We start from the raw sequence: 24,133 nt of genomic DNA on the forward strand, positions 1-24,133 counted from the left end.
TGCCTCCCTGGGATACCGGCACCACGACTCGCGGTGCCCGCCACAGTGCAGCGTCGACCCGCGGCCGGGTCAAGCGAATTACGGTCGGCCTGCGGTCGGGCCCGCCGTCACTCCCGAGGCCGACCGTCCGCCACCCGCGTCGGCCTGTCGCCGAGCCGTGCCATGCCGTCGACCACTCCCGCGAGGGCCGACACCCCGCCCCCACCGAGCGACGTACACGCAGTGGCGGCAGGCGCGTTGTTCGCGGCCCGTCGCGGGTTCTCCCCCTGGTAGCGGCCTCGGAGTTGATTTTCCGTACGCCGAACGGCGGTTGACCCGCGATGGCCGGTTTTCCGGGATTGATTGTCCGAACCGGCCGGGTGTTGGTTCCGCCCCTCCGCACCTCCACTGTGGTGGCCGACCGGTGCATCCGAGTTCCGGACGAGCGCACTGGGGAGACAAGGGAGACCACGTGAAACTCACCGGGATGTGGCTGGTTCGCCTGCTTGCGGCACTCGCTTTGCTCGGCGGCGGCGCCGTACTCTCCGCCGGCTCGGCGCAGGCAAGCACCGACTCGGCGGCCAGGACCACCGATTCGGTGCACATCATGAGCACCCTCAGCATCTGTGCCAACTCGACGGTCCCGGACGGCTGGGTGATCACCAGCATCTACACCACGAACAGTTGTGGTGGCTACAAGGGCGAGGTGATCACCAACAGCCTGTCCAACGGGATGTCGGTCTGCGCCAACTCGACGATCCCCGCCGGCTGGGTGTCGACCCAGCTCTACACGACCAACGGCTGCGGCGGCTACATGGCCGAGAACATCACCAATTCGGCGGGCACGAACTACCTCAGCGTCTGCGGCAACCTGGCGATTCCGGACGGTTGGGTGGCGACCCAGCTCTACACGACGAACGGCTGTGGTGGGTACCTGGGCGAGGTGATCACCAACCGGCTGTCCAACGGGATGTCGGTCTGCGCCAACTCGACGGTGCCCAGCGGGTGGGTGGTGACCAACGTCTACCAGACGAACAGTTGCGGCGGCTATCTGGGCGAGAACATCACCAAGGCCGCCTGAGCACCCCGGACAGGGCGAGCAATCGAGCGGCGCGCCACCGTCCCGGGCGCGCCGCTCGACACCGCGCTACACCGACCCCCTACGTCCCACCCTCGCCCCCTGCGTCAGCACGATGCAGCCCAGCACGCCGAGCGCGGCGACCGGCATCGCCGGCGACCACGACTCGCCCAGAATCAGCACCGCCCACACCAACGTCAGCAACGGCTGGGCCAGTTGCAGCTGGCCGGCCGCAGGCACCCCGATCGCCGCCATCCCGCGATACCACATCACGAAGCCGAGGAACTGCGACACCGCGGCCAGGTACAACAGCCCACCCACCCCGTGCACGTTCCAATGCACCGGCTCGGCCGCCAGGCCCAGTACCGCCGTCAGCGCGGTGATCGGCGCGGCCACCACCACACCCCACGCGATCACCCGCCACCCCGGCATCCGTCGGGCCAGTGTGCCCCCCTCGGCGTAGCCGCCGGCGCACATCACCAGCGCCGCGAACAGGAAGGCGTCGGCCAGGCCGAGCCCGCCGCTGCTCTGCTGTACGGCGAAGCCGAAGACCACCGCGGCACCCGCCATCGCCCCCACCCAGAAGGTCCGACTCGGCCGCTCGCCGGTACGCAGCACCGACCACACCGTGGTGGCCATCGGCAACAACCCGACCACCACCGCGGAGTGCGCGGTCGACGCGGTCCGCAGCGCGAGCGTGGTGAGCAGCGGCCAGCCGAGCACACAGCCGACCGCGACCACGATCAGCCCGAACCGGTCCTCCCGGGCGGGCAGCGGTGCCCGCACCGCGAGCAGGGCCGCCCCGGCGAACCCGGCCGCGAGCAGTCCCCGCAGGCCGGTGACGGTCCACGGGCCGAACCCGTCGAGCGCCCAGGCGGTCGCCGGCAGGCTGAGCGAGAAGGTCAGGATGCCGACCGCCGCGAGGGTGGTCCCGCCGACCGCTATCGAGGCCGGTCGAATAGCGCTATCTTGTACTGTCATGGACAAGAGTAGCGGTGCGGTCGATCTGGTCGCGATCCTTCGTAGTGATCTCGACCGCTACTCGGCCGGCGAGAAGCTGCCGTCCAGTCGTGCGCTCGTCGACCGGCACCGGGTCAGCCCGGTCACCGTCTCGCGCGCGATCGCCACGCTCGCCGCCGAGGGCCTGGTGGTCTCCCGCCCCGGCGCCGGGGTCTACCGTGCCGCGCCGCGCCGCCCGACGCCGGCCGTCGGCGACACCTCGTGGCAGGAGGTCGCACTCAGCGCCGAGCCCGGCGTACCCCCACAACGCAGCCCGGACGCGTCCGGCGTGCTGGCCGCGCTCGCCGTCGCGCCGCCCGAGGTGGTCGACCTCAACAGCGGCTACCTGCACCCGTCGCTGCAACCGGAACGCGCGTTGGCCGGCGCGCTGACCCGGGCCGGCCGTCGACCCGGCGCCTGGGAGCGGCCACCCCTCGAGGGACTCCCGGAGCTGCGTGCGTGGTTCGCCCGGGACATCGGCGGCGTGGTCGCCACGTCCGACGTACTGATCACCGCCGGCGGGCAGAACGCGCTGACCACGGCGCTGCGTTCGCTGGTCGCGCCCGGCTCGCCCGTACTGGTCGAATCGCCGACCTACCCGGGTGTCCTGGCCGTCGCGCAGGCCGCCGGGTTGCGGCCGGTGCCAGTGCCGATGGACGCCGACGGAGTCCGTACCGATCTGCTCGCCGACGCCTTCGCGGCCACCCGGGCCCGGGTTTTCGTCTGTCAGCCGGTGTTCCAGAACCCGACCGGTACGGTACTGACGCCCGCCCGGCGCGCCGAGGTGGTGGACATCGCGCACGCGGCGGGCGCATTCGTGGTCGAGGACGACTTCTCCCGCCGACTGGCCCACGCCGACGCGCCCGCGCTGCCCGCGCCGCTGGCCGCCGACGATCCGAACGGCGTGGTGGTGCACATCCGTTCGCTGACCAAGACCACCTCGCCCAGCCTGCGGGTGGCCGCGCTCACCGCACACGGTCCGGCGTTCGAGCGGCTGCGCGCGGTACAGGCGGTGGACAGCTTCTTCGTCCCGCGCCCGCTCCAGGAGACCGCCCTCGAACTGGTCGGCGCCCCATCCTGGCCACACCACCTGCGCGCCCTCGGCGCCGCGCTGCGCGATCGGCGACAGGTCCTCGCGGGTGCGCTGAACCGGCTCCTGCCGGAACTGCTCCCGGACCGACTCCCCTACGGCGGCTACCACTTCTGGTTGCGCCTGCCCGACGGCCGGGACGTCCGCGCGCTCACCTCGGCCGCACTGCACGCCGGCGTCGCGGTCACCCCCGGGCCCGCCTACTTCACCGCCGAGCCGCCGGCGCCGTACGTGCGGGTCGGCTACGCGTACGCCGAGGGCCCGGAGCGGCTGATCGAGGGCGTCGAGCGGCTGTACCGGGCGTACGTCGCGACCGAGTCGCGGCCGTAGGGCCCACCCAGGCCGACCACACGACAGGGAAGCACCCGGCAGGAAGCCACCCGGAACCGCCCCGGGCCCGCCCACCCCCGACCGGCCCGAGGAGCCGGCTCAGACCTTCCGGATCCGGTCGGCCGCCACCTCGTAGATGATCTCCAAGCCGTCCTCCTCGTCGATCTGCTCGCCCACCTCGACGAAGTCGAAGCCCCGGATGGTGGCGAGCGACGCGGCGTTGTCCGGCGAGATGGTGACCCGGACGATCGCCACGTCGAGTTCGTCCGCCGCGCGCTCGAGCAGCGCCCTGAGCATCGCGCGGGCGTATCCCCGGCGGCGCGCCTCGGGCACCACGGTGTAGCCGATCTCCACCATGCCCACCTCGTCCGGCGGCCCATGGAACCCGGCGTAGCCGACCACCGCGCCGTCCGGCTCGGAGACCGCCGCCCGGGCCACCCACGGCGCACTCTCCGGGTCGGCGGTCACCTGATCGAATCGGTATCGCCACAACCGGCGGGCCTGCTCGGAGGCGAAGAACTCGGGCAGGTCCAGGCCGGTTTGTCGGCGGGCCTCGGTCAGATCGCCCGCCACCAGCGCGCTCAGCGGTCGTCCCATCAGGGAGACCCAGCGCACCCGGGGTTCGGGCGCGGCGGAGCGGGGGCGGTCGGGGTTCTCGGGAGTGGTCATCGTAGGATCATCGGTGACCACCGACCGGCCGTGCAATCCATTTCCCGCGGCCCCGCCCGCCCCACCCGGCAGGCAGGCAGGCGGCGCACGGTCTGCCGCCCGCTCAGTGCACGCTCAGCCCGCCGTCGACGAAGATCGACTGTCCGGTGACATACGCCGACCCCGCGCCCGCCAGGAACACCGCCGCGGCCTCGAAGTCCTCGGCCAGCCCGTTGCGCCCGACCATGGTGCGCGCGGCCAGCTCGGCGACCCGCTCCGGGTCGCTCGACAGGCGGGCGTTGAGCGGGGTCATCACGAAGCCGGGGACGAGGGTGTTGGCGGTGACGCCGGAGCCCGACCACGCCTCGGCCTGCGAGCGGGCCAGCGACTCCAGGGCGCCCTTGGACACGCCGTAGGCGCCGCTCTGGACGAAGGCCCGGTGCGCCTGCTGCGACGACACGTGGATGATCCGGCCGTAGCCGCGCTCGGCCATCCCGGGCCCGAACCGCTGCCCGAGCAGGAAGGGTGCCTCCAGGTTGACCGCCATGGTGGCGTCCCAGACGTCGTCGCCCAACTCGCCGAGCGGCGGGCGGAGGTTGATCCCGGCGCTGTTGACCAGGATGTCCGGCTCCCCGAACACGGCCGCCGCCGCGTCCGCCGCCGCCCGAATCCCCGCCCGGCTGCCCAGATCGCCGCTCACCCAGGCCGCCTCGGCTCCCTGCGCGGTCAACTCCTGGACGGTGGCCACCAGTTCCGCCTCCCGCCGGGCGACGACCAGCACACGTGCGCCCGCCCGCGCCAGCGCGCCGGCGATGGCCCGACCGATGCCGGAACTGCCGCCGGTGACCACGGCGACCCGGCCGTCCAGCGCGAACAGTCCGGAGAGATATGCCTGTGAACTCATGTCCGCAGCCTAATCCGCAGCCGAAACGGAACGCCCCCGTCCCCGCCGGTGCGGGCGGGAGCGGGGGCGGGGGCCGGGGAATCAGGGGCAATCGTGCTGTTCGGCAACGGCGTTCCGCGACGATCCGGATCGCTCCAGGGCATTCTGCGGCGTTCGTTCCGAGGCGTTGCGATCGACGCGGTCACCCGTTCGTGTGGTCCCGTCGGGCCGGGAAACCGTGCGCCCGGGCGGCGACCACCACGGCCAACACCGGGATCAGCAACACCAGGACACTCCACGGGAAGGACCCCGCGCCGAGCAGGTCGAGCAGCAGCGCGCCGACCACCCCGCCGCCCGCCATCGCCGCGTTCCACAGCGTGACCAGCATGGCCTGCGCGGCGTCCGCCTCGTCGCCGCCCGCATCACCCACGGCGGTCTGGAGCAACGTGGGTGCGCCGCCCCACCCGAGGCCCCACAACACCACCGCGACGTAGACCAGCGCGTGACTGTCGGAGAACACCGCCAACACGGCCGCCGCCGCGCCGAACAGCAGGGTCGCGGCGATGGTCAGCGCGCGCAGCCGGCGGTGGATCCACGCGCCGACGAGCCACAGGCCGAACAGCGACGCGCCGCCGAACACGAGCAGCACCAGGTCGGTTGCGCCGCCCAGGCCGAGGTGGTCGAGGTAGGTGGCGATATAGGTGTACAGGATGGTGTGCGCCAGCACGAAGACCAGCGTGACGAACAGGACCGGGGCCACCCCGGGGATGGCCAACGTACGCAACATCGGCGTGCGTTCCTCCGGGCGCTGTCCGGGGTGGTCGGGCACGATCGCCGCGATCCAGCCGATCAGGAGCAGGGCGAGCACGGTCATCATCGTGAAGGTGATCCGCCAGCCGAACCGGTCGCCGAGGAAGGTCCCGGCGGGTACGCCGAGGGACAGCGCGAGCGGGATGCCGGCCATCACGATCGCGATCGCCTTGCCCTGGAGCCGTACGGGTGCCAACCGGCGGGCATAGCCGGCGAGCAGCGCCCAGGCCAGGCCCGCAGCCACGCCGGCAACGAAGCGGGCGACCATGGTCAGCGGGTAGTTACCGGACACGGCGGTGACCGTGTTGGCCGCCGCGAAGCCGGCCATCGCGGTCAGCAGCAACCGCTTGCGCCGCCACCCGGCGGTCGCGGTGGACAGCGGAATCGCGGTGAGCGCCGTGCCGATCGCGTAGATCGTCACGGACTGGCCCATCGCCGATTCGCCGACCCCCAGGTCCGCGCTCATCGCGGGCAGCACGCCGGCCGGCAGGGTCTCGGTCAGGCTGGTGATGAACACCGCCGTGGCCAGGGCCAACAGCGCGGCCATGGGCAACTTTCGGTCGTCGGTCGGGGTGTGGGAAGGTGCCGGTGCGGTGATCTCGTGGCTCATGCCACGTATGCTCGAACCATCACATTGATGTGAGGGTCAAGCCACGAGACGTGAGGTGGATCACATGCGCATCGGAGAGCTGTCGGAGCGCACCGGCACCCCCCGCCGGCTGCTGCGCTACTACGAGGAACAGGGCCTGATCGTCGCCGATCGCACCCCCAACGGCTACCGCGACTACGACGAGTTCTTCGTCGACCGGGTGCTGCAGATCCGCGGCCTGCTCGACGCCGGCCTGCCCACCCGGATCATCAAACAGATCCTCCCGTGCCTGAACAAGCCCCGAATCATCCACTTCCCGGACGCCACCCCGGAAATGTTGGCCACCCTCGAACACGAACTCCAGCGCATGACCGAACGTGTCGACTGCCTGACCCGCAACCGCGACGCCATCGCCGAATACCTCGACGAAGTACGCGGCGGCGCCCCCCGACTGGCCGCCGCCGGCTGAATCGCCGTGTCCACCCGGTTGCCTGTGGGGCAAATTGATGGCGTTTCGGCTCGGGGCGGGGCGAGGATGCCGGAATGACTCATACGCTTTTGGCGTTCCTCGGCGCCTGTGCTCTCATCGCGGCCAGCCCCGGACCGAGTTCGGTCCTGATCATTCGGCACTCGTTGCACAGTCGTCGGTCCGGCTTCCTGGCCGTGCTCGGCAACGAGTCCGGCGTGTTCATCTGGGGGCTGGCCGCCGCCTTCGGGCTGACCGGGCTGTTGGCCGCATCCCAACTCGCCTACGACATCATGCGCATCGTCGGCGCGGTGGTCCTGGTCGGCTTCGGGGTGCAGGCCATCCGGGCGGCCCGGCGCGACGGGCTGACCGGGTTCACCGCGGCCACCGAGGGCGCGAACGACGCGGCAGCGGGCGGCGAGCGGGTCCCCGGCACCGGCCGACGGGCCTATCGGTCCGCGTTGACGCTGAACCTGGCCAACCCCAAGGCCGCCGTGTTCGCGATGTCGTTCCTGCCGCAGTTCGTCCCCAGCGGTGCGCCGCAACTGCCCACCATGGTGGGGCTGGCCGCGATCTGGGCGACGTTCGAGATCGGCTGGTACGGGCTCTACGTCTGGTTCGTCGGCCGGATGCGCACCGTGCTGAGCCGGGCCAAGGTCCGCCGCCGGCTGGAGCAGACCTCCGGCGGGGTGATGGTCGCGCTCGGCATCCGGATGGCGGTGGAGTCGTAGGCCCCCGCCGCATCCCGCCGCACCCGGCCGCACCTACAACTTGAAGGCGTCCCGGCGGTCCTCGGGGACCAGGTCGACGTATTCGGGGTGCTTGGCGATCCAGTCGCGGATGAACGAGCAGTACGGGAGCACCGCCAGGCCACGCTCCCGGACCGCGTCGAGCGCCGCGCGGGCCAGCCGGCCGCCGAGCCCCTGCCCGCCGAACCTCGGGTCGATCTCGGTGTGCGTGAACGCGACCTCGTCGCCGCTGACGAAGTACTCCGCGAAGCCCGCGAGTTCGGTGGCCCGGATGGGCGGCGCGAGCTGCCCGCCCGGGCCCGCCGGGGCGGGCTCCGCGGTGGTGAATATCTCGTAGCGGGACTTCGCCGGGTTGTCGGCCACTCGCGTATCCATGCTGCTGCCCCTCCTGGTCCGAAACCGGGACTCGGTATCCGGGACTCGGGCCCGGACGCCCACCGTACCCACCGCCCGGGCCGGTCGAAGCCCGCCCCGGGCATGCGCTCGCCCGGTCAGGAATCGAACCCGGTGTCCCGAGCCACCTTCTCACCCGCCGCGATCTCGGCCCGCACGACGTCGAGGTGACCCACGATCGTCACCCGAGGATCCGCTTCTCCATCTCCGCCGTGGCCCGCTCCACGCCCCTCGCCAGGTCCCGGACCAGGCCGTTGACCCGGAGCAGCAGGGCCGAGGCGACCGTGCCCGCCGCACCGATCAGGTCGCCGGACGTGGCGACCGGCACCGCCGCAGCCGCCGCGCTGCGCACCCCGGCGGTCGCGGCCGGGAACGGCAGCGGCAGCGGGCCCGCCTCCGAACGCAGGTCGGAGAGCCGCCCGTCGCGCACCGCGCGCACCGCGTCCGCGCCGAGTACCTGTACCTCGCAGTAGCCGTCCCCCTTCAGCGCGGCGTGCAGGAACGCGGTCGCGTAGACGTTGGCGATCGCATGCTGCTCGGCGAAGGTGATCCCCGGCTCCCCGTCCCGGGGCAACCCCGGCAGGTGGATGTCCACCTCGCTCGGATCGAGGAACTGGACATGGTTTCCGCCGGCGATCTCCAGGTAGGTCTTGTAGCCCCGCGGCACCAGGTCCAGATAGTGCACCCCCGAACCGGGGCAGATCCCGTCGTTCTGCCCGGACATGATCAACGTCGGCGCGACCACGTTGCGCACCTCGGTGTCGATCCGCGCGTACAGCTCGGGCTCCTTGGCGTCGCGCCCGGGGGCCAGCCCGATCACCGCCCGGATCCGCCGGTCCCGGGCCGCCGCGAGCAGCGCGCCCGCGCCGCCGAGCGAGACCCCGAGCGCCGCGAACGCATCGTGGTCGATCAGGCCGCGCAGCGGGTTGAACCGGTCGTCGTCGATGTCGATCAGCTTGTCGATCGCGTCGCAGACGGTGTCCGCGTGCATGTGCGGATCCAGCGCGAGGATGTTCTCCGGGAAGTAGCGAAAGACGATGTAGCCGTGGCGCACCACATAGTCGGTGAACCACTCGTACAGATTCGGCCCGGTCCAGGTGGCCGGCGCGACCACGATCGACGGATAGCGCCCCGCCGACCGGTCGGCCGGGGCCAACCACCCGTCGTGCTGCGCCGGGTAACTGATCTTGGCCAGCGTGAAGCCGGGTCCGCCGGTCCAGAACGGGAATTCGATCGTGCCGACCTGGAAGGGCCCCGGCTGATCCGGCCGTACCGGCTCCTCGGATCCGGGCTCGGGCATGGGCTCGGGCATGGGCTCGGGTCTGGTTTCGGGCCTGGGTTCGGGCCTGGGTTCGGGCCTGGGTTCGGGCCTGCTCACGGTTGCCATGAAAGGAGTAAAACGCCGCGAACTCCCCGGCGCTTGAAGACAGTTGCTCGAACAAACGAGACCCTGGTCACATCACTCTGGGCATCGGCTCGGACCCGATCTGCGACGCCGCCGACGCCGCCCACGATCCGGAGTTGCTGTGCTTCGGTCGGCGGGGGCCGGGGCCGGGGGCCGGTGCGCGCCGGCGGCCCTGCGCGTCTGCGTCCGTGCCTGCCTCCAGCCACCGTCGGCGCATCCGAGAGGTGTGGTGCGGCGCGGTCAGTGCCCGGGATCTCCCGGCACCAGACGCAACACCGGGCGGCCGGGCGTAAGTTGGCCGGAGTCCGGGTCGTTGAGGATCCGACACATCGCCTCGCGCGAGGCGTTGCCCTCGACCAACAGCCGGGCGATCAACGCCTCGTCCTCGGGGCGATCCACGCGTTCCGGGTTGGCCACCGCCTCGTAGGACCGCTGGACCAGGTCGAGCAGCGCATGGTCCTCGGGGGTCAATGCCCCCGCACACCACCCCTGGGCCGCCGGATGGTTGCGCCGCCGGGCCGCGCCGACCGCGATCGCCCGGGCCGAACTCCCGTCCCGCATCAGGGCGATGGCCCGCGCGGCCCACGCCCGAGGGCTCTGCCGGCGGCGGTAGTCGAGCCGATGGTCGGGCGGCGCGGCGCGGCGTCGTCGGGTCCGTACGGCCGCCACGTAGCCACGCATCCGGTCCACCGTCGGGCCGTCGTCCCACTCGATGCCCCAGCTCGCGATGCCGTCCACGACGAGCCGAACCTCCAGGCCCGCGACCAGAGTCAACTCCCGATCGAGCCCGAACTCCCGGATCCCGCGATCGCTCACTGACATCCCCTTCCGATCGCGTGATCGTCCGTCCGGCCACTGCTCCGGATCATGCCCAACCGGAGCGGCTCGAACACAATTTACATCTGCAAGCAGATTCGCCGAACCGACTTGCATTTGCGAGCCATCTCATCAAATCCTCTTGCATATGCGGAATCACGTGCCATCCGAGGTCAGCCGAGTCGATGCCGAACCCGGAGCAACAGGTCGGGCAGCACGGCGCGTTCGACCGGGATTCCGGAGCCACCGCACCGGGTCGTCGGGGTGGAGCAAACGTACGGGCGCCCGGCCGGGGATGCGAATCCCCGGCCGGGCGCCCGTACGAATCACCCGATGATCAACGGATCATGGGCACACGCTCGTGCAGGGCGTGCCGAACGCGCCGGCCGGGGCGAGCGGGATGGTCACCGAGGACGGGTTGGCCGGCCCGGACTTGAGCTGCCAGATCCCGGCGAGCAGGCCCGGGGTCTGGGTCAGGGTGGCGGACAGGTGCGGGGTGTCGGCGGTGGTCACGTTGACCCGGATCCGGTGACCGGGGGCGATCGAGGCGAAGGTCGGGAAGACCTCGACGTCGTAGCGGGTGACCTGGTTCGGCTGGACGGAGGTGGTGGTGGTCCGGGTGGACGGGTGGTACGGCATCAGCGTCGTACCGTCGGGGGCGTACCAGGTGCGGGCCGGGTCGAGCGCACGATGCGAACCGGCCAGCGCGCCGGAGCTGAGCGGCACCGAGGAGCCGTCGGGGGCGACGTCGGTGACGGTCACCACCCAGTGCGTCTCCGGGGTGTTGGACTGGGCGTACAACGTCGCGCCGATCGGGCCGGCGAGCACCTTGGTCTCGGTCATCGGGGCGGTGGTGTAGACGAGCGAGCCCGGACCGGTCTCGCGCGCCGTGTTGTTGTCCGTACAGGCCGGGTCCTTGAGGAACCCGCCGAGCCACTGCGCCGACGAGCGGGTACACGGGCTGTTGTTGGCGGTCCAGCTGATCCACTCGCTGCCGTTGCCGGTGGGCGCGGTGGTGGTGAGCAGACCGTCGTTCGTGGACGCCGGGGCACTGCCGGTGCGGCCCTGGTCGAGGTAGAGGCGGGTGGGGTCGGCGCCGGTGAACGGGTAGTTGCGGGTGTCCAGCCAGCGGCTGCTGCCCAGTTCCTTCACGTGCAGCGGGTTCGGGTTGGCAGCGCCGGTGATGCCGGTGTCGATCCCCTTCAGCCACTTGTCGTACCAGCGCAGTTGCAGGCCGGACAGGTCCAACGTCGGGTCCTGGCGCGGGTCGTGGTACCACGGGCCCATCAGCAGTTGGTAGCGGTCGGTGACCGGCTGGCCGGCCACCATCGGCGCGCCGACCGGACGGCCCGCCCACGCGTTCTGCAGGCCGGCGTAGTTCATCAACGCACCGCGCTGGAACAGGTCGTACCAGCCGCCGAGGAGGAAGGCGGGTACGCCGTTGGCCACCACGCTCGCGAGCATGTCGGCGGGCCGGCGCTGCTGCCAGAAGGCGCCGTCGTAGGCCTGTTCGCCGCCGCCGAGCAGGCCGGTCAGGATCGGCAGGTTGGCCGAGGCGACCCCACCGAGGTGCTGGAGTTCCAGGGCCAGGGTGTCCAGGATGTTCTGCGTCGAGCCCTGACGCAGCGCCTCGGCGAGCGGTGCGCTCAGGTGCGCGATGCCGGTGTAGGTCAGCCAGAAGGACATGAACTCGGCGTCCGGGATGCCGCCCATGGTGGCCAGTTCACGGTAGAGGTCGTTGCCGGCCACCAGCGGGAAGATCGCCTTGACCGCGGAGTTCGGGCCGACGGAGGCGGCGGTCATGATCTGGTTGATGCCCGCGTAGGAGCCGCCGTTGAGGCCCACCTTCCCGTTCGCGTGGGGCAGTTGGGCCGCCCAGGCGACCAGTGCGGCGCCGTCCTGGCCCTCGATCGGCGCCCACGGCGACCAGGAGCCGGCGGAGGTGCCGGTGCCGCGTACGTCGGCGGACACCGCGAGGTAGCCGCGCTGCACGAACCAGGACAGCTCGGTCTCGGTCGAGCCCCGGCCGTACGGGGTCTGGGTGAGCAGCACCGGGAAGGTCCCGGTCGCGGGGGTGGTGGTGCCGGTGTCGGTCGGCGTGTAGACGTCGACGCGCAACACGGTTCCGTCGGGCATCGTGACGGGGACGTTCTGCTGCTTGGACACGCCGTACTGCGCGATGCTGCCCTGCACGAGCGGCGTCGCGGCGGGGGTTGCGGTCGCCGGCACCGCGCCGAACAGCGCGGCGACGAGGGCCAGGATCGAGCCGAGCGCGATTCCGACGCGTCGGCGGGCCGCTCGTTGTGCCGTTATGCCTGGTGTTCTGTTTGGTGTTCTGTGTGGTGCGCTGCGTGATGCTCGTTGCCGGGGGATGTGGACGGACACCCTGACCTCCGAAGGTCGCACGAAACGATGGGGACGGTGGCGCGAAGTGCACTGGGAGGGATGGGACTTCGTCGGCGGTTATGGCCGATCCGTCAGGGCGCGAGGGTCCCGGTGAGGGCCCGGCGGACGGAGGCCGCGCGCAGGTCGCCGACGAGGTTGTGGGTGACGGTGCCGGGGATGACCCAGCCGCCGTGCAGGTGGGCCAGCACCCGGAAGGCGGCGGCGGGCACGCCCGCCTCGTGCAGCCGGGTCAGGTAGCGTTCGCCCTGACCACGGAGCGGGTCGTATTCGGCCACGGTGATCACCGTCGGTGGCAGCCCGCGCAGATCCGGCTCGCACAACGGGGACACCCGGGGGTCGCGCGGATCGACGTCGGCCGGCAGGTAGAGGTCGAAGAACTCGTTGCACGCCTCGGCGGTCAGCCCGCCGAAGTTTGGATCGTCGTCGCCCTCGACATCCATCCGGACCAACTCCAGGCCCGGTACGTCGAGCAACTGGGCGCACGGCATGGGCAGTCCGCGATCCCGGGCGACCAGACACAGCGCGGCGGCCAGATTGCCGCCCGCGCTGCACCCGCCGACCGCGATCCGGTCCGGGTCCAGGCCGAGTTCGGCGTGCTGGGCCAGCAGCCAGGCGTAACCCGCGACGCAGTCCTCCAGCGGTACGGGGTACGGGTGTTCGGGTGCGAGCCGGTAGTCGATCAGCGCGACCGCGCACGGCACCTGGGCGGTGATCGGCCCCAGCTCGACCTCGGCGGTGTCCAGATCGCCCTGGAACCAGCCGCCGCCGTGGATGAAGTAGAACACCGGCGCGACGGCGGGCAGTCCGGCCGGGCGCAGCAGGCGCATGGTGATCTCGCCGCCGGAGACCGGGATTCGGTGGTCGGTCGCGGTGACGTCGTCCGGTCGGCCGGTGAACGCCAGCAACATCGTCGCGTTGGCCAGCTTCCGGCGCTCGGCCAGGGTCCCCGGCGGCTCGTTGGGATCGCGGTGCCCGGCGAGCAGGTCGATGATGCGCTGAATCGGCGGGTCCAGGGGCATGGTCAGCTCTCCATCGCGGGGTGGTCGGGCACGGGGTGCAGCAGGGCGGGAACACGTTCCGGGTCGGCGGACGGCGCCGCGGTCCCGGATCGATCGATGGCACGCGCGTCGGTGCCCAGGTAGCCGGCGATCACGGCCGGATCGGCGCGCACCTCGGCCGGGGTGCCCTCGCTGATCACCCGGCCGGCGGCCAGGCAGTACAGCCGGTCGCTGATCGACATCATGAACGGCATGTCGTGCTCGATCACGATCAGCGCGGCGGACAACTCCTCGCGCAGCCGCAGCAACAACGGGCCGAGCGCCTCGGTCTCACGTTGCGCGACGCCGGCGGTCGGCTCGTCCAGGCACAACACCCGGGCGTCCAGTGCGATCAGGTTGGCCAGTTCGACGATCCGCCGGGTGCCGGTGGACAGTTGGGCCACCGGGGTGTCCGCGTAGCGGCCCAATCCGACCAGGTCGATCAGATCGGCGGCCTCGGCCCGCCGCTGCCGCTCGGCCCGCGTGGCGGCGGGCAGGAGCAGCGCGGTGCCGATCAGGCCGGATCGTTTGCGCGCCTCCAGGGCGACCAACACCGTTTCGTTCACCGTGAGTTCGGGGAACAACCGGGCCGCCTGGAAGGTCCGGCCCAGGCCGAGCGCGGCACGCCGGGCCGGGGCGAGCCGGGAGACATCGCGGCCGAGCAGCTCGACCGTCCCGGTGGCGGGGGCGAATCCGCCGATCGCGTTGAGGAGCGTGGACTTGCCGGCGCCGTTGGTGCCGATCAGTCCGAGGATCTCGCCGGGGCGCAGCTGGATGGACACCGAGTCGACGGCGGTGTTCCCGCCGTAGCGCACCGACACGTTGTGCGTGACGAGCACCGGCGCGTCGGTCGGCACCGCCTCGGTCCGCTCGCGAACTCGCACGGGACGTTCCGGTTTCGGGGCAGCCGTCGGCGCCGCGGTCTCCTCGGGCAGCCGCCCCTCGGCCCAGCGCAGCAGCGCCGTCCGGGCCGCGTTGGCGATCTGGGTCAGCCCGCCGGGGAAGTACAGGAGCAGGACCAGCAGTCCGATACTGGACGCGAAGATCGGTACCAGTGAGTTGCCGGGGAAGAACGCGGGCAATCCGACCACCCACACCGCGCCGATCACCGGGCCGACCGTGGAGCCGACTCCGCCGATCACCACGATGGCCACCAGGGTCAGCGAATCCGAGACCTGGAAGAACCGTTCGGTCAGCGGCACGCTCTGCACGCTGCCCGCGAGCAACGCGCCGCCGAGTCCGGCGATCGCGCCGGAGAGGGCGAAGGCGGTGACCTTGGTGCGCAGCGGCGGGACGGTACAGGCGGCGGCGGCCTCAGGGTTGTCCCGGACCGCGATGGTGCGCCGCCCGGTGCCGTGCGCCCGCAGTCGGGCGATCAGCGCGAGGACGACGATCAGCACGACCAACAGCACGTAGTAGTAGGTGCGTTCGTCGGCCAGATCCAGCCCGAGCAGCTCGCCCCTGGGCAGCGGCACCGAGGCGGCGTTGCCGTCGGTGAGGAACGGCCGCCGGTAGAGGTAGCCGGCGGCGGCCACACCGAGCGCGAAGGTACTGACCGCGAGCAGCATGCCGTCCACCCGCAGGGCGCCCGCGCCGACGATCGCCGCGAGGGCCGCGGTGACCAGTGCGGCGAGCAGCGCGGACAGCACGAACGGCAGTGCCTGGAAGGCGATGGTGCGATCGGCGCCGATGTCGATCGACAGGCCCCGGGTGAGCGCGGCGGTGAGCAGCGCACCGAGGCCGGCGAACGCCATCTGCCCGAGCGAGAGTTGCCCGGCCCACCCGGTGAGCACGGTGAGCGAGCAGGCACAGATCGCGAAGGCCAGGATCGTGCCGTAGAGGAGGTGTCGGGACGCCTGGGTGACCACCAACGGAAGCACGACGGCCACCAACAGCGGTACCAGCAGAGCGAGTCGGTTCAGGTGCCGGACCCACCACACACCGCGCAACCGCTCCGGGATCGGTGCCGGGCGCGGCCCGGTGGCGAATGTGCGGTTGTCGCCGCGGTTGTCGGTGCGCGCGTCGCGCCGGGCGCGGATCCATACCGCGGTGACCACGGCGCACAACAGCAGGAAGTCGACCAGGCCGGTCTGTTCGACGAAGTTGAACCGAACGGCCGCCTGGAGCACCCCGATCAGCACGCCGGCCAGCATCGACCAGCGGAACGAGGTCAGCCCCGCGATGACCGCGGCGGCCATCGCCCGCACCATCGTGTTCGGGCCGAGGTCGGCGGTGGCCGAGACCCGGCCGGACTGGCCGGCGATCAGGATCATGGCGAGCGTGGAGAGCAGGCCGGCCAGGGTCCACACCACGGTGGACACGATCTTGGGGCTGATCCCGACCGTACGGGCCAGGTTCGGGTTCTCCGCGGACGCGGTGACCGCGCGCCCCTGGGTGGTCCGGCCCAGGAACCAGGTCAGCGCGCCGGCCACGATGGGGACCACGATCAGGACGCATACCTGGGCGCCGGTCACCCGTACGCCGGCGATCTGCCACTGGGCGGTGATCGCCACCGGGTAGCTCGCCCGGACCGCGCCGTCCACGTCCGGCAGCGCGCGTACCGCCGCCACACACGCCTGGGCGACGCCGATCGTGGCGATCAGTACGGTGACCCGGGCGGAGTGGAACAGCCGTCGGATCACCGCGAGTTCGACGATGGCGCCGGCCAGCGTGCCGACCAGGAGCGCACCGAGCAGCGCGGCCCAGAACGGCACGCCGTAGTTGATCACCGCGAGCGGGAGCAGTGCGGCGCCGATCACGCCGAGGTTGCCCACCGCGAAGTTGATCACCCGGCTGCTGCGGTACACCAGCACGATGCCGAGCGCGATCAGGCCGATCGCCAGGCCGTTGACCAGGCCGTCGAAGGCGATCTGGCGGGTCATCAGGTCAGCCATGGTCGACGCCCTTTCCGGTGCCGGCGGCGCCGGCGCCCGAGGCCGGCGCGGCCGAGGCCGCCGCCGGGTCGCCCGGCTCGGCATCGTCCGGCCCGGCATCGTCCGACTCCGCGTCGCCGCCCAGGAACACCGCCCGGACGAAGTCGCGTTCGGCCAGGTCGGCCGCCGCGCCCTCGAACCGGATCCGGCCCTTCTCCAGGAAGATCGCCCGGTCGGCGATCGACATGGCCACGTTCAGGGACTGTTCGACCACGATCATCGCCAGTCCCTCGGCCCGGAGTCGCTCGATCACCGCGAGCAGTTCGGCCACCATCGCCGGCGCCAGGCCGAGCGAGAGTTCGTCGATCAGCAACACCTCGGGGTCGTGCAGCAGCGCCATCGCCAGGGCGAGCATCTGCTGCTGCCCACCCGACAGCGCCGAGGCCGGCTCCCCCGCTCGCTCGACCAACTGCGGGAACAGCGCCAACGATCGGTCGATCCGGGCCCGCACCAGTTCGGGGTCGGCGCGGTGCACATACGCGCCCATCTCCAGGTTCTCCCGCACACTCATCCCCGGGAACACCCCCGCACCACCGGCCAGCGACACCACCCCGAGCCGAATCCGCTGCTCGGCGGCCACAAACGTGATGGTGCGTCCGTCGAGGCGGATCACCCCACGCTCCGGCGTGGCCAGACCGGCGATCAGCCGCAGGATGGTCGACTTGCCCGCACCGTTCGTACCGAGCAGGGCCAACACCTCGCCGCGCCGCACCTCGAAGCGGACGTCGAAGAGGACCTGCACCTGCCCGTAGGAGAAGTCCACGTGGTTGAGCTGGAGTACCGGGACCTGATCCGGATGCGCCTGCCGACGCGCGTGTTCCTCCTGCTCCTCGTGCAACTCGGCGACGATCAGCGCCAGATCGTCCCGGACGAAGTCGGCCCCGCGCATGATCAACAACCCGCCGATCACGGTGGCCGGAACCAGCGTGATCAGCACCGCGATCCGCGGCCCGAACCCGTCGATCAGCGGCGCGGAGACCAGCCCGCCGCCGGTGGCACCGATGAAGAACACATAGATCGAGGCCATCGCACTGCCCAGACCGCGCAGCCGATACGGCACGATGGTCTGCATCAGCGGACCCATCAGCGCGAAGGCGCACGACAACAACACGATCTGCGGGATGCCGAAGAGCGTGTACAACACCGGGTTCGGCGAGAAGTACTGAAGCGGCGCGAACACCGCCGAGGGCACGATCAACATCCCGATCAGCCGCAGCGCCGAGGCGGGGTCCTCACGAAAGCGCCGGTCGTAGTAGCGGCCGATGAAGGGCAGCACGAGCAGCCCGCCGATCCCACCGGCGGTGCCGACCAGGCCGCGGTGGAACGCGTCGAGCCCGTACTCCTGTTCCAGGAAGAGATTGCCGAGGACGGGTGTGGTGAACAGGCCGAAGCCCATCGCGGCGAAGGCCAGGATCACCGTCTTGAGCGTGCGGATCCGGCCCAGCCGGGCGAACGCCGCCTCGATCGAGATCGGCGGCGGGTTCTCGTCCTCGATCACCTCGCCGAGCACGTCGGCCTTCTCCCACTGCCCGCGCGGGGGTTCCGGCAGGAAGAAGGCGAACGCGGCGAAGATCAGCACCGGCAGGCCGAGCAGGTAGTACGCCCAGCGCCAGCCGTCCGGGCCACCGACCGCCGCCGCGATCCCGCCGACCACCAGCGGGCTGAGCACCGCGCACAACCGGCCGCCCACGCCGATCGAGGCGCCGAGTCGGCCGCGGATCCCGATCGGGTAGGTGTCCGCCAACAGCGACCCCTGCACGGGACCGCTGTTGGACTTGGCGACACCCGCGCCGAAGCGGGTCCAGAAGAACATGAACGCGTTCATCGCAAAGCCGGACAGGAACACCATCAGCGCGAAGAACGCCGTGGAGATCCCGATCACCGGCCCGCGTCGGAAGCGGTCCGCGATCCAGCCCATCGGCACCGCGCCAAGCACCGTGAACGCGCCGGCGGCGACGCCGAGAAAGACGATCGTGCCGTTGCCAACCCCCAGGCTGTCCCGGATGTCGGGGGCGAGCACCGCCAGTGCGGCGCCCTCGAGTTCGTCGAGCGCGGTCAGGATCAGCAACACGGTGAACACGGATGTGCCGCCGCGGCGCAGCCCCTGGCGCAGCGTCAGGTTCTCGGCGGGCGGTTTGCCGGTGGCCTTGGTGGGGCCGCCGCCGACGCCGGGGACGGCGGTTTCGGCGTCGGCGGCGGGGCTGTGGGGAGTTGCCGACGACCCCGCCCGAGGTGGTTCGTCCAGGACCGCACCGGCGAGGTCGGCCAGCCTGCCGGGCTTGCCTCCGGTGGTGTCCCGCTGGGGTGCGGCGGTGTCGCCGTCCATCTGTGATCGGCCTTTCTCGTGGTTCGCGTGCGGTCACTGCGTGGCGTACGGGGTTGCCCGGTCCGTCACCGCGTGCCGTACCGGGTTGGCCGGTCCGTCACCGCGTGCCGTAACCGAGGCGCCCGGTCCGTCACCGCGTGCCGTACGGGGTTGCCCGGACTGTCACTTCGTGTCGTACCGGGGTGCCCGGACCGTCACCGCGTGCCGTAACCGGGGTGCCCGGACTGTCACTTCGTGTCGCACCGGCTTGCCCGGACCGTCACCGTGTGCCGTACGGGCGTGCCCGGACCGTCACTTCACGGCGGAGATCGGCGGCCCGGCCGGGAGCATCTGGCTCTGCGCCGCGTCCCAGCGGTACACGCCCACCGCGTCGCCGGCGCTGTGCTTGCCGGGGGCCAGCGAGGCCAGCGGCATGCCGGGCAGCGTGAGCTTGGTCAGCGACTCGGCGCCGCGCTGCCAGGACGCCACGTTCAGCTCGCGTCCGGCGGCGTCGGTGGCCTGCACGAACAGCCGGAACGAGGCGCACGAGTTGGCCACCGCGCTGAGCGCCTCCCGGCTCGCCGCCGCCGCGTCGAACCGCTCGCCGACGCCGCCCGCGTTGTACTCCTCCACACACGCCGTCAGCGCCGGATCGGCCAGCAGTTCGGCCTTGGTCGGGATGTACGGCGCGGCCACCGTCACCCGCTGCATCGTCGTGGGCTTGATCCCGGTGGTCTTGACCACCGCCGGGCTGAGCGCCTGGGCCGAGGTGGCGTACACCTGCTCGGGCAGCCAGTCGGCGCGTTGCAGCGCGATCATCAGGTTGGAGAAGTTGGACGTGTTGAGGATCGTGTCCGCGCCCGCCGAGCGCATCTTCTGCACCAGGGTGTCCAACGCCTGGTCGCCGGCCGCCTGATCGGTGCCGTAGTCGTCCAGCGGGGTCTGCACGACCACATTGACCCCGGCCGCGTCCAGGAGCGGCTTGACGGTGTTCTTGGTGACCGCCGCGTCCTGGGCCTCCCAGTACAGCGCGACCTTCTTGCCCTGGAGCAACTTCTGGTCGAGCAGCGCCTTGACGGCAGCGGCCCGTTGCCGGTCGTCGGCCATCTCCAGGGCGACGAAGGGTGCCTTGGAGCGGCGGTCGCGTTCGGCGGACTGGCCCCACTGGCCCAGGTACGGCGTGCCGTGCGTCTCGGTGAAGCACAGCGGCGTGTCGCCGGTGAGGATCCCGATGGCCAGGAACACCTTCTTGTCCTCGCTCAGTTCCACGCACGCGGCCTGGGCCTCGGCCGGGCCGGTGGGCAGGAACGGCCGGAAGGCGAGTTCGATGGTGCGGCCCTGGACGCCGCCGCGCTTGTTCTGCGCGGCGATCCAGGCGGTGTACAGGTCCTTGCTCGCCGGGCCCTCGCTCGGCACGCCCAGCGCCCTGAGCTGGGTCGGGTCGGTGGCGGCGACGCCGAGCTTGACGACGGTGTCGGTGACACCGCGGGCCGGGCCGCTCGGTGCGGCGGCCGGGCCGGCGGGCTTCTTGTCGGCCGTCTTCTCGACCGAGCAGCCGACCGCGGCACTCAGGCCGAATGCGGCGAGCAGGACGCCGACGGCGATACGTCGCGCGGGAGCGGGTCCGTCTCCTCGGAGCAACACAACGGCTCACCTGTCCTTCAAGGAAGCAGTGGATCTCGGGTGGTACGGCTCGCGGAACCGGGGTGACACCGCGAGTCGGCAGTAAATGGGGTGGGGCGATGGGGGGTGCAGCGATGGGGTGGAGGGTGGCGAAGAGGAGTGGCGGAAGCACCGGGGCACCGACGCCCAGTAGCGGATCCGGGGTGGGAAATGGCGGCCGGGAGGCCCTGGCCCCGGCGAATCCGGGGGGATTTGTGTGTCACATCACGACGGCGGGACGCTAACATCGAATACATGCCAGATGGAAGGCTTTCATGGACGGCATCATCCCGACTCCTCGCCGGCGACACCCTGGCCGAGGACCGAGCACAGCCCCCCGACACCCCCCATCCGCCCAGGTCGGCGGCCGATCTGCGGTACTGCGACCTACCTTCCGCAACCCCCGAAACAGGTACACCGCCGCTGCTTCTCCTGCACGGATTCGCGGGCAGCGTGGCCGACTGGGACGGCGTCGCACCACTCCTGGCGGCTGATCGGCGGGTGCTCGCGTACGACCATCGCGGCCATGGCGACAGCGGCCGATTCGGCGTGCGATCCGCCTATACGTTCGACCATCTCTCGGCCGACCTGGACACGTTCGTCGAGCGTATGTTGCCCGAGCCGTTCGACCTGCTCGGCCACTCGATGGGCGGCGTGCTCGCTCTGCGGTACACGCTGGCCCACCCGGACCGGGTGCGTTCGCTGGTGCTGATGGACACCGCCGCCGAACCCACCTCGACCCCGGTGCTCCGGGTGCTGGCCAAGGGGATGAACGCGGTGGTCGGCCGCTGGGGCCTGACCCCGCTGACCACCCTGCTCAAGCCGCTCACCCGCACCCCGAAGGACGCCTCGCCCGAGGACCTGGCCCGGATCGAACGGCAGACCCGCGCGTTCACCGGGATGGACCCGGCCGCGTTCGTCGGCTGCGGCGAGGCGCTCGGCACGTACCCCTCGCTGGTCGACCGGCTCGGCGAGTTGACCTGCCCGGTCACCATCGTGGTGGGCGAGCACGACAAGGGTCTGCGCGGCGCGGCCGACCTGTTCGCCGACCGCATCCCGGGCGCCGAACTCCGGGTCATCGCGGGCGCCAAGCACAGCCCGCAGACCGAACGACCGGACGCCTGGCTCGCCGCGGTCCGGGCCCACCTGACCCGGTAGCACCCACCTCTCCCGCCTCCCCCGACTCGAAGGAGCGACCGCGTGATCGCCAATGCCGATTTCCCGCCCGGCCGGTGGCGGGCCCGCTGGATCTGGGCCGAACCGCTCGACGGACCGGGCGGCCACGCGCCCGGACGGCACACCGTCGCCCTGCGCGGCACCCTCACCCTGGACGCGGTCCCCGACCGGGTGCCCACCCGCGTGGTGGCGCTGGCCGGGTACGCGCTGTCCGTGAACGGCGTCGAGGTCGCGCGCGGCCCGGTCCGGGCGAACCCCAGGATGCGCCCGTACGACGACCTCGACCTGGCCCCGCACCTGCGCCCCGGGGGCAACGTGGTGACGGCGCTCGGGTGGATGTACGAGGGGCCCACGCCGTGGTGGTTGCCGCCGTCCCCGTTCGCCAACGACCTGGTCCACGGCGCCTTCGTCCTGGAGGCCCGACTCGGCCCGGACGTGTGGTTCGTCACCGACGAGCGCTGGCAGGCCCAGGTGCTTGACGGCTGGAGTGCCACCGCCGGCGGGGGCAGTGTCTCCGGGCGCGGTCGCGAACTGCTCGACGCCCGGGCGCTGCCCGCCGATTGGCAACACCCGGACCACGATCCGGGCTGGCCCGCGGCGGTGCTCCGGCGCGCGATGACCACCGGCGAGCCGGGCCGGCCCGAACCGCCCAGCTACCCGGGCGGCCCGTTCGGCGGCCGACCGATCAGCTGGTCACCGCCGCGCGAAACGATCCTGACGCCGAGTCAGGGCGGCGCGTACACCGCGTCCCAGGTGCTCTCCGGCACCCTGATCGTCGACGCCGACGGCCCGCCCGGCGCCGAAGTGATCGTCCATGCCGCCGAGTTCGCCGACCCGGCCGGCCGACCCGCGCCCGGGGAGCACGACGCGAGCCTCGCGGTGACCACCGACGGCACCCGCCGCACCCTCGAATCGCTCGACACGTACGGGCTGCGCGGCGCGCTCGTCGAGGCCCCGGACGGGGTCACCGTGCACCGCGTGTCGGTCCGCGAACGCACCTACCCGGTCACCGGCGACGCCTGGTTCGCCTGCTCGGATCCGCGCCTGGAACAGATCTGGCGGATCGGGCGACGCACGGTGACGTTGTGCTCGGCGGACGCCTACCTCGACTGCCCCACCCGCGAGCAGCGCGCCTGGACCGGCGACGCGGTGGTCCACCAGATGGTCGACCTGACCACCAACTCCGACTGGCGGCTGGCCCGCTGGCATCCCCGACTGGCCGCGTCGCCACGCTCGGACGGCATGTTGCCGATGGCGGTGGCCGGTGACGCCGAATGGGCCGACTTCACCGTCATCCCGGACTGGGCGCTGCACTGGGTGCATTCGGTGTGGAACCTGTACCGCTACGTCGGCGACCGGGACGAGATCGCCGAGCTGCTCCCGGTGGCCGAGCGGGTGTTGCGCTGGTTCGAACCGTTCCTGGACGAATCCGGGCTGCCCACCGACGTGTTCGGCTGGGTGATCATCGACTGGTCGGCGGTGCACACCGAGGGCGTCTCGGCCGCGCTGTGCGGCCTGTGGGGGCGGGCGCTCCTGGAATTCGCCGAACTGGCCTCCTGGCTCGGCGATCGGGGCCGGGCCGAGTGGGCGCGGGCCGCGCACGCCCGCCTGGTGGTGGGCTTCGAGCGGCTGTGGGATTCCGAGCGGGAACGCTACGCCGACTCGATCGCGGACGGCGAGCGGCGCCCGATGGCCTCGCAGCATGGGCAGGCCGCGGCGATCGTGGGCGGCCTGGTGCCGCCGGGCCGGATCGACCGGTTGGTACGCGTGCTGACCGACGAACACGACCTGGTACACGCCGCGTTCAGCGCCCCGGACGGCCCCGCCGAGCCCGGCTCGGACACCGAGGTCGGCGGCGCGCATCTGCGCGCCGGGCCGCCCAAGCCGTGGTGGGACACCGACCGGCAGGTGGTGCGCGCCCAGCCGTTCTTCCGCTACGTCGTGCACGACGCGTTGGCCCGGGCGGGCCGCGCCGACCTGATCGCGGGCCTGTGTCTGGACTGGGTCGCGCTGTTCGGGCGCAGCGACACGTCCTGGAGCGAGACCTGGTACGGCGGCACGATCAGCCACGGCTGGTCCTCGACACCCACGCGCGATCTGATGACACGCGTGTTGGGCGTCGAGCCGGCCGAACCGGGCTTCACGGTGGCCCGGATCGAACCGGCGCTCGGCGAACTGGCCGAGGCGTCCGGCGCGGTGCCGTGCCCGGCCGGCCTGATCGGCGTGGTGGTGACGCCGGGCGAACTGCGCGTGGACAGCCCGGTGCCGTTCGTACACGCCGGTCGGCCCTACCCGGCGGGTCGGCACACCATCGATCGGGCGGGCTGACCCGGCGTCACCACCTGGCCGACCTGCCGTCGTGGCCGGGCCGACCCGGCG

18 protein-coding genes are annotated in these 24,133 nt (G+C 71.8%); 6 read left to right on the top strand and 12 right to left on the bottom strand.

Annotation, left to right across the window (positions count from 1 at the left end):
* Positions 1-451 precede the first annotated feature (451 nt).
* The gene (locus tag ABIA38_RS24605; protein WP_424640970.1) at positions 452-1,060 is read left to right on the top strand and encodes a hypothetical protein; all 609 of its coding nucleotides are present in this window, start codon (positions 452-454) and stop codon (positions 1,058-1,060) included.
* A gap of 66 nt (positions 1,061-1,126) precedes the next feature.
* On the opposite strand, the gene ABIA38_RS24610 is transcribed toward ABIA38_RS24605, so the two are convergent.
* Complete coding sequence (locus ABIA38_RS24610; protein WP_424640971.1) at positions 1,127-2,038, bottom strand: DMT family transporter; 912 nt, start codon at positions 2,036-2,038, stop codon at positions 1,127-1,129.
* Between ABIA38_RS24610 and ABIA38_RS24615 the strand changes: the two genes are divergently transcribed.
* A complete protein-coding gene (locus tag ABIA38_RS24615; RefSeq protein WP_424640972.1) occupies positions 2,037-3,476 on the top strand; it encodes a PLP-dependent aminotransferase family protein in 1,440 nt (479 codons plus the stop codon). The two genes, ABIA38_RS24610 and ABIA38_RS24615, sit on opposite strands and share 2 nt — an antisense overlap.
* Before the next feature lie 99 nt (positions 3,477-3,575).
* Here the strand turns inward: ABIA38_RS24615 and ABIA38_RS24620 are convergent, their stop codons facing one another.
* The 3 genes from ABIA38_RS24620 to ABIA38_RS24630 form a co-directional block, all read right to left on the bottom strand.
* Positions 3,576-4,145: a GNAT family N-acetyltransferase gene (locus ABIA38_RS24620; protein ID WP_424640973.1), complete on the bottom strand. Its 570-nt coding sequence runs from the start codon at positions 4,143-4,145 to the stop codon at positions 3,576-3,578.
* A gap of 103 nt (positions 4,146-4,248) precedes the next feature.
* Positions 4,249-5,028 (bottom strand): SDR family NAD(P)-dependent oxidoreductase, encoded by a 780-nt coding sequence (locus ABIA38_RS24625; RefSeq protein WP_424640974.1) that lies wholly within the window; start codon positions 5,026-5,028, stop codon positions 4,249-4,251.
* A 181-nt stretch (positions 5,029-5,209) separates the two neighbouring features.
* Positions 5,210-6,427, bottom strand: a complete 1,218-nt coding sequence (locus ABIA38_RS24630) for an MFS transporter (protein ID WP_424640975.1) — start codon at positions 6,425-6,427, stop codon at positions 5,210-5,212.
* Positions 6,428-6,491: 64 nt separating this feature from the next.
* On the opposite strand from ABIA38_RS24630, the gene ABIA38_RS24635 reads away from it, so the two are divergent.
* Both ABIA38_RS24635 and ABIA38_RS24640 read left to right on the top strand, forming a co-directional pair.
* On the top strand, positions 6,492-6,875 hold the full coding sequence (locus ABIA38_RS24635; protein ID WP_424640976.1) for a MerR family transcriptional regulator: 384 nt from the start codon (positions 6,492-6,494) through the stop codon (positions 6,873-6,875).
* A gap of 74 nt (positions 6,876-6,949) precedes the next feature.
* Positions 6,950-7,603 carry a LysE family translocator gene (locus ABIA38_RS24640; protein WP_424640977.1) on the top strand — a complete coding sequence of 218 codons (654 nt, stop codon included), beginning with the start codon at positions 6,950-6,952 and terminating at the stop codon, positions 7,601-7,603.
* Positions 7,604-7,636: 33 nt separating this feature from the next.
* Here the strand turns inward: ABIA38_RS24640 and ABIA38_RS24645 are convergent, their stop codons facing one another.
* The 8 genes from ABIA38_RS24645 to ABIA38_RS24680 all read right to left on the bottom strand — a co-directional run bounded on the left by ABIA38_RS24645 (position 7,637) and on the right by ABIA38_RS24680 (position 20,560).
* Positions 7,637-7,996 carry a GNAT family N-acetyltransferase gene (locus tag ABIA38_RS24645; RefSeq protein ID WP_424640978.1) on the bottom strand — a complete coding sequence of 120 codons (360 nt, stop codon included), beginning with the start codon at positions 7,994-7,996 and terminating at the stop codon, positions 7,637-7,639.
* 199 nt (positions 7,997-8,195) lie between these two features.
* Complete coding sequence (locus tag ABIA38_RS24650) at positions 8,196-9,326, bottom strand: hypothetical protein (protein ID WP_424640979.1); 1,131 nt, start codon at positions 9,324-9,326, stop codon at positions 8,196-8,198.
* A gap of 333 nt (positions 9,327-9,659) precedes the next feature.
* On the bottom strand, positions 9,660-10,235 hold the full coding sequence (locus ABIA38_RS24655) for a hypothetical protein (RefSeq protein WP_424640980.1): 576 nt from the start codon (positions 10,233-10,235) through the stop codon (positions 9,660-9,662).
* 345 nt (positions 10,236-10,580) lie between these two features.
* Positions 10,581-12,464 (bottom strand): CocE/NonD family hydrolase, encoded by a 1,884-nt coding sequence (locus tag ABIA38_RS24660; RefSeq protein ID WP_424640981.1) that lies wholly within the window; start codon positions 12,462-12,464, stop codon positions 10,581-10,583.
* A gap of 248 nt (positions 12,465-12,712) precedes the next feature.
* Positions 12,713-13,660, bottom strand: coding sequence for an alpha/beta hydrolase (locus tag ABIA38_RS24665; protein WP_424640982.1), 948 nt, complete (start codon positions 13,658-13,660; stop codon positions 12,713-12,715).
* Positions 13,661-13,662: 2 nt separating this feature from the next.
* Positions 13,663-16,572 (bottom strand): ABC transporter permease subunit, encoded by a 2,910-nt coding sequence (locus tag ABIA38_RS24670; RefSeq protein ID WP_424640983.1) that lies wholly within the window; start codon positions 16,570-16,572, stop codon positions 13,663-13,665.
* Positions 16,565-18,937: an ATP-binding protein gene (locus tag ABIA38_RS24675; RefSeq protein WP_424640984.1), complete on the bottom strand. Its 2,373-nt coding sequence runs from the start codon at positions 18,935-18,937 to the stop codon at positions 16,565-16,567. Before ABIA38_RS24675 ends, ABIA38_RS24670 begins: the two co-directional genes overlap by 8 nt.
* Positions 18,938-19,228: 291 nt before the next feature.
* Positions 19,229-20,560, bottom strand: a complete 1,332-nt coding sequence (locus tag ABIA38_RS24680; protein ID WP_424640985.1) for an ABC transporter substrate-binding protein — start codon at positions 20,558-20,560, stop codon at positions 19,229-19,231.
* A gap of 273 nt (positions 20,561-20,833) precedes the next feature.
* On the opposite strand from ABIA38_RS24680, the gene ABIA38_RS24685 reads away from it, so the two are divergent.
* Both ABIA38_RS24685 and ABIA38_RS24690 read left to right on the top strand, forming a co-directional pair.
* Positions 20,834-21,736 (top strand): alpha/beta fold hydrolase, encoded by a 903-nt coding sequence (locus tag ABIA38_RS24685; protein ID WP_424640986.1) that lies wholly within the window; start codon positions 20,834-20,836, stop codon positions 21,734-21,736.
* 42 nt (positions 21,737-21,778) lie between these two features.
* Positions 21,779-24,082 (top strand): hypothetical protein, encoded by a 2,304-nt coding sequence (locus ABIA38_RS24690; protein ID WP_424640987.1) that lies wholly within the window; start codon positions 21,779-21,781, stop codon positions 24,080-24,082.
* The last annotated feature ends 51 nt before the right edge of the window (positions 24,083-24,133 follow it).

This window comes from Embleya sp. AB8, assembly GCF_049739465.1.
GTDB lineage: Bacteria > Actinomycetota > Actinomycetes > Streptomycetales > Streptomycetaceae > Embleya.

Excerpts from the sequence above, each read along its gene's own strand:
- ABIA38_RS24615 (WP_424640972.1), top strand. The coding sequence starts at position 2,037 with ATGGACAAGAGTAGCGGTGCGGTCGATCTGGTCGCGATCCTTCGTAGT.
- ABIA38_RS24610 (WP_424640971.1), bottom strand. The coding sequence starts at position 2,038 with ATGACAGTACAAGATAGCGCTATTCGACCGGCCTCGATAGCGGTCGGC.
- ABIA38_RS24620 (WP_424640973.1), bottom strand. The coding sequence starts at position 4,145 with ATGACCACTCCCGAGAACCCCGACCGCCCCCGCTCCGCCGCGCCCGAA.
- ABIA38_RS24625 (WP_424640974.1), bottom strand. The coding sequence starts at position 5,028 with ATGAGTTCACAGGCATATCTCTCCGGACTGTTCGCGCTGGACGGCCGG.
- ABIA38_RS24630 (WP_424640975.1), bottom strand. The coding sequence starts at position 6,427 with ATGAGCCACGAGATCACCGCACCGGCACCTTCCCACACCCCGACCGAC.
- ABIA38_RS24635 (WP_424640976.1), top strand. The coding sequence starts at position 6,492 with ATGCGCATCGGAGAGCTGTCGGAGCGCACCGGCACCCCCCGCCGGCTG.
- ABIA38_RS24640 (WP_424640977.1), top strand. The coding sequence starts at position 6,950 with ATGACTCATACGCTTTTGGCGTTCCTCGGCGCCTGTGCTCTCATCGCG.
- ABIA38_RS24645 (WP_424640978.1), bottom strand. The coding sequence starts at position 7,996 with ATGGATACGCGAGTGGCCGACAACCCGGCGAAGTCCCGCTACGAGATA.
- ABIA38_RS24650 (WP_424640979.1), bottom strand. The coding sequence starts at position 9,326 with ATGCCCGAGCCCATGCCCGAGCCCGGATCCGAGGAGCCGGTACGGCCG.
- ABIA38_RS24665 (WP_424640982.1), bottom strand. The coding sequence starts at position 13,660 with ATGCCCCTGGACCCGCCGATTCAGCGCATCATCGACCTGCTCGCCGGG.
- ABIA38_RS24670 (WP_424640983.1), bottom strand. The coding sequence starts at position 16,572 with ATGGCTGACCTGATGACCCGCCAGATCGCCTTCGACGGCCTGGTCAAC.
- ABIA38_RS24675 (WP_424640984.1), bottom strand. The coding sequence starts at position 18,937 with ATGGACGGCGACACCGCCGCACCCCAGCGGGACACCACCGGAGGCAAG.
- ABIA38_RS24685 (WP_424640986.1), top strand. The coding sequence starts at position 20,834 with ATGCCAGATGGAAGGCTTTCATGGACGGCATCATCCCGACTCCTCGCC.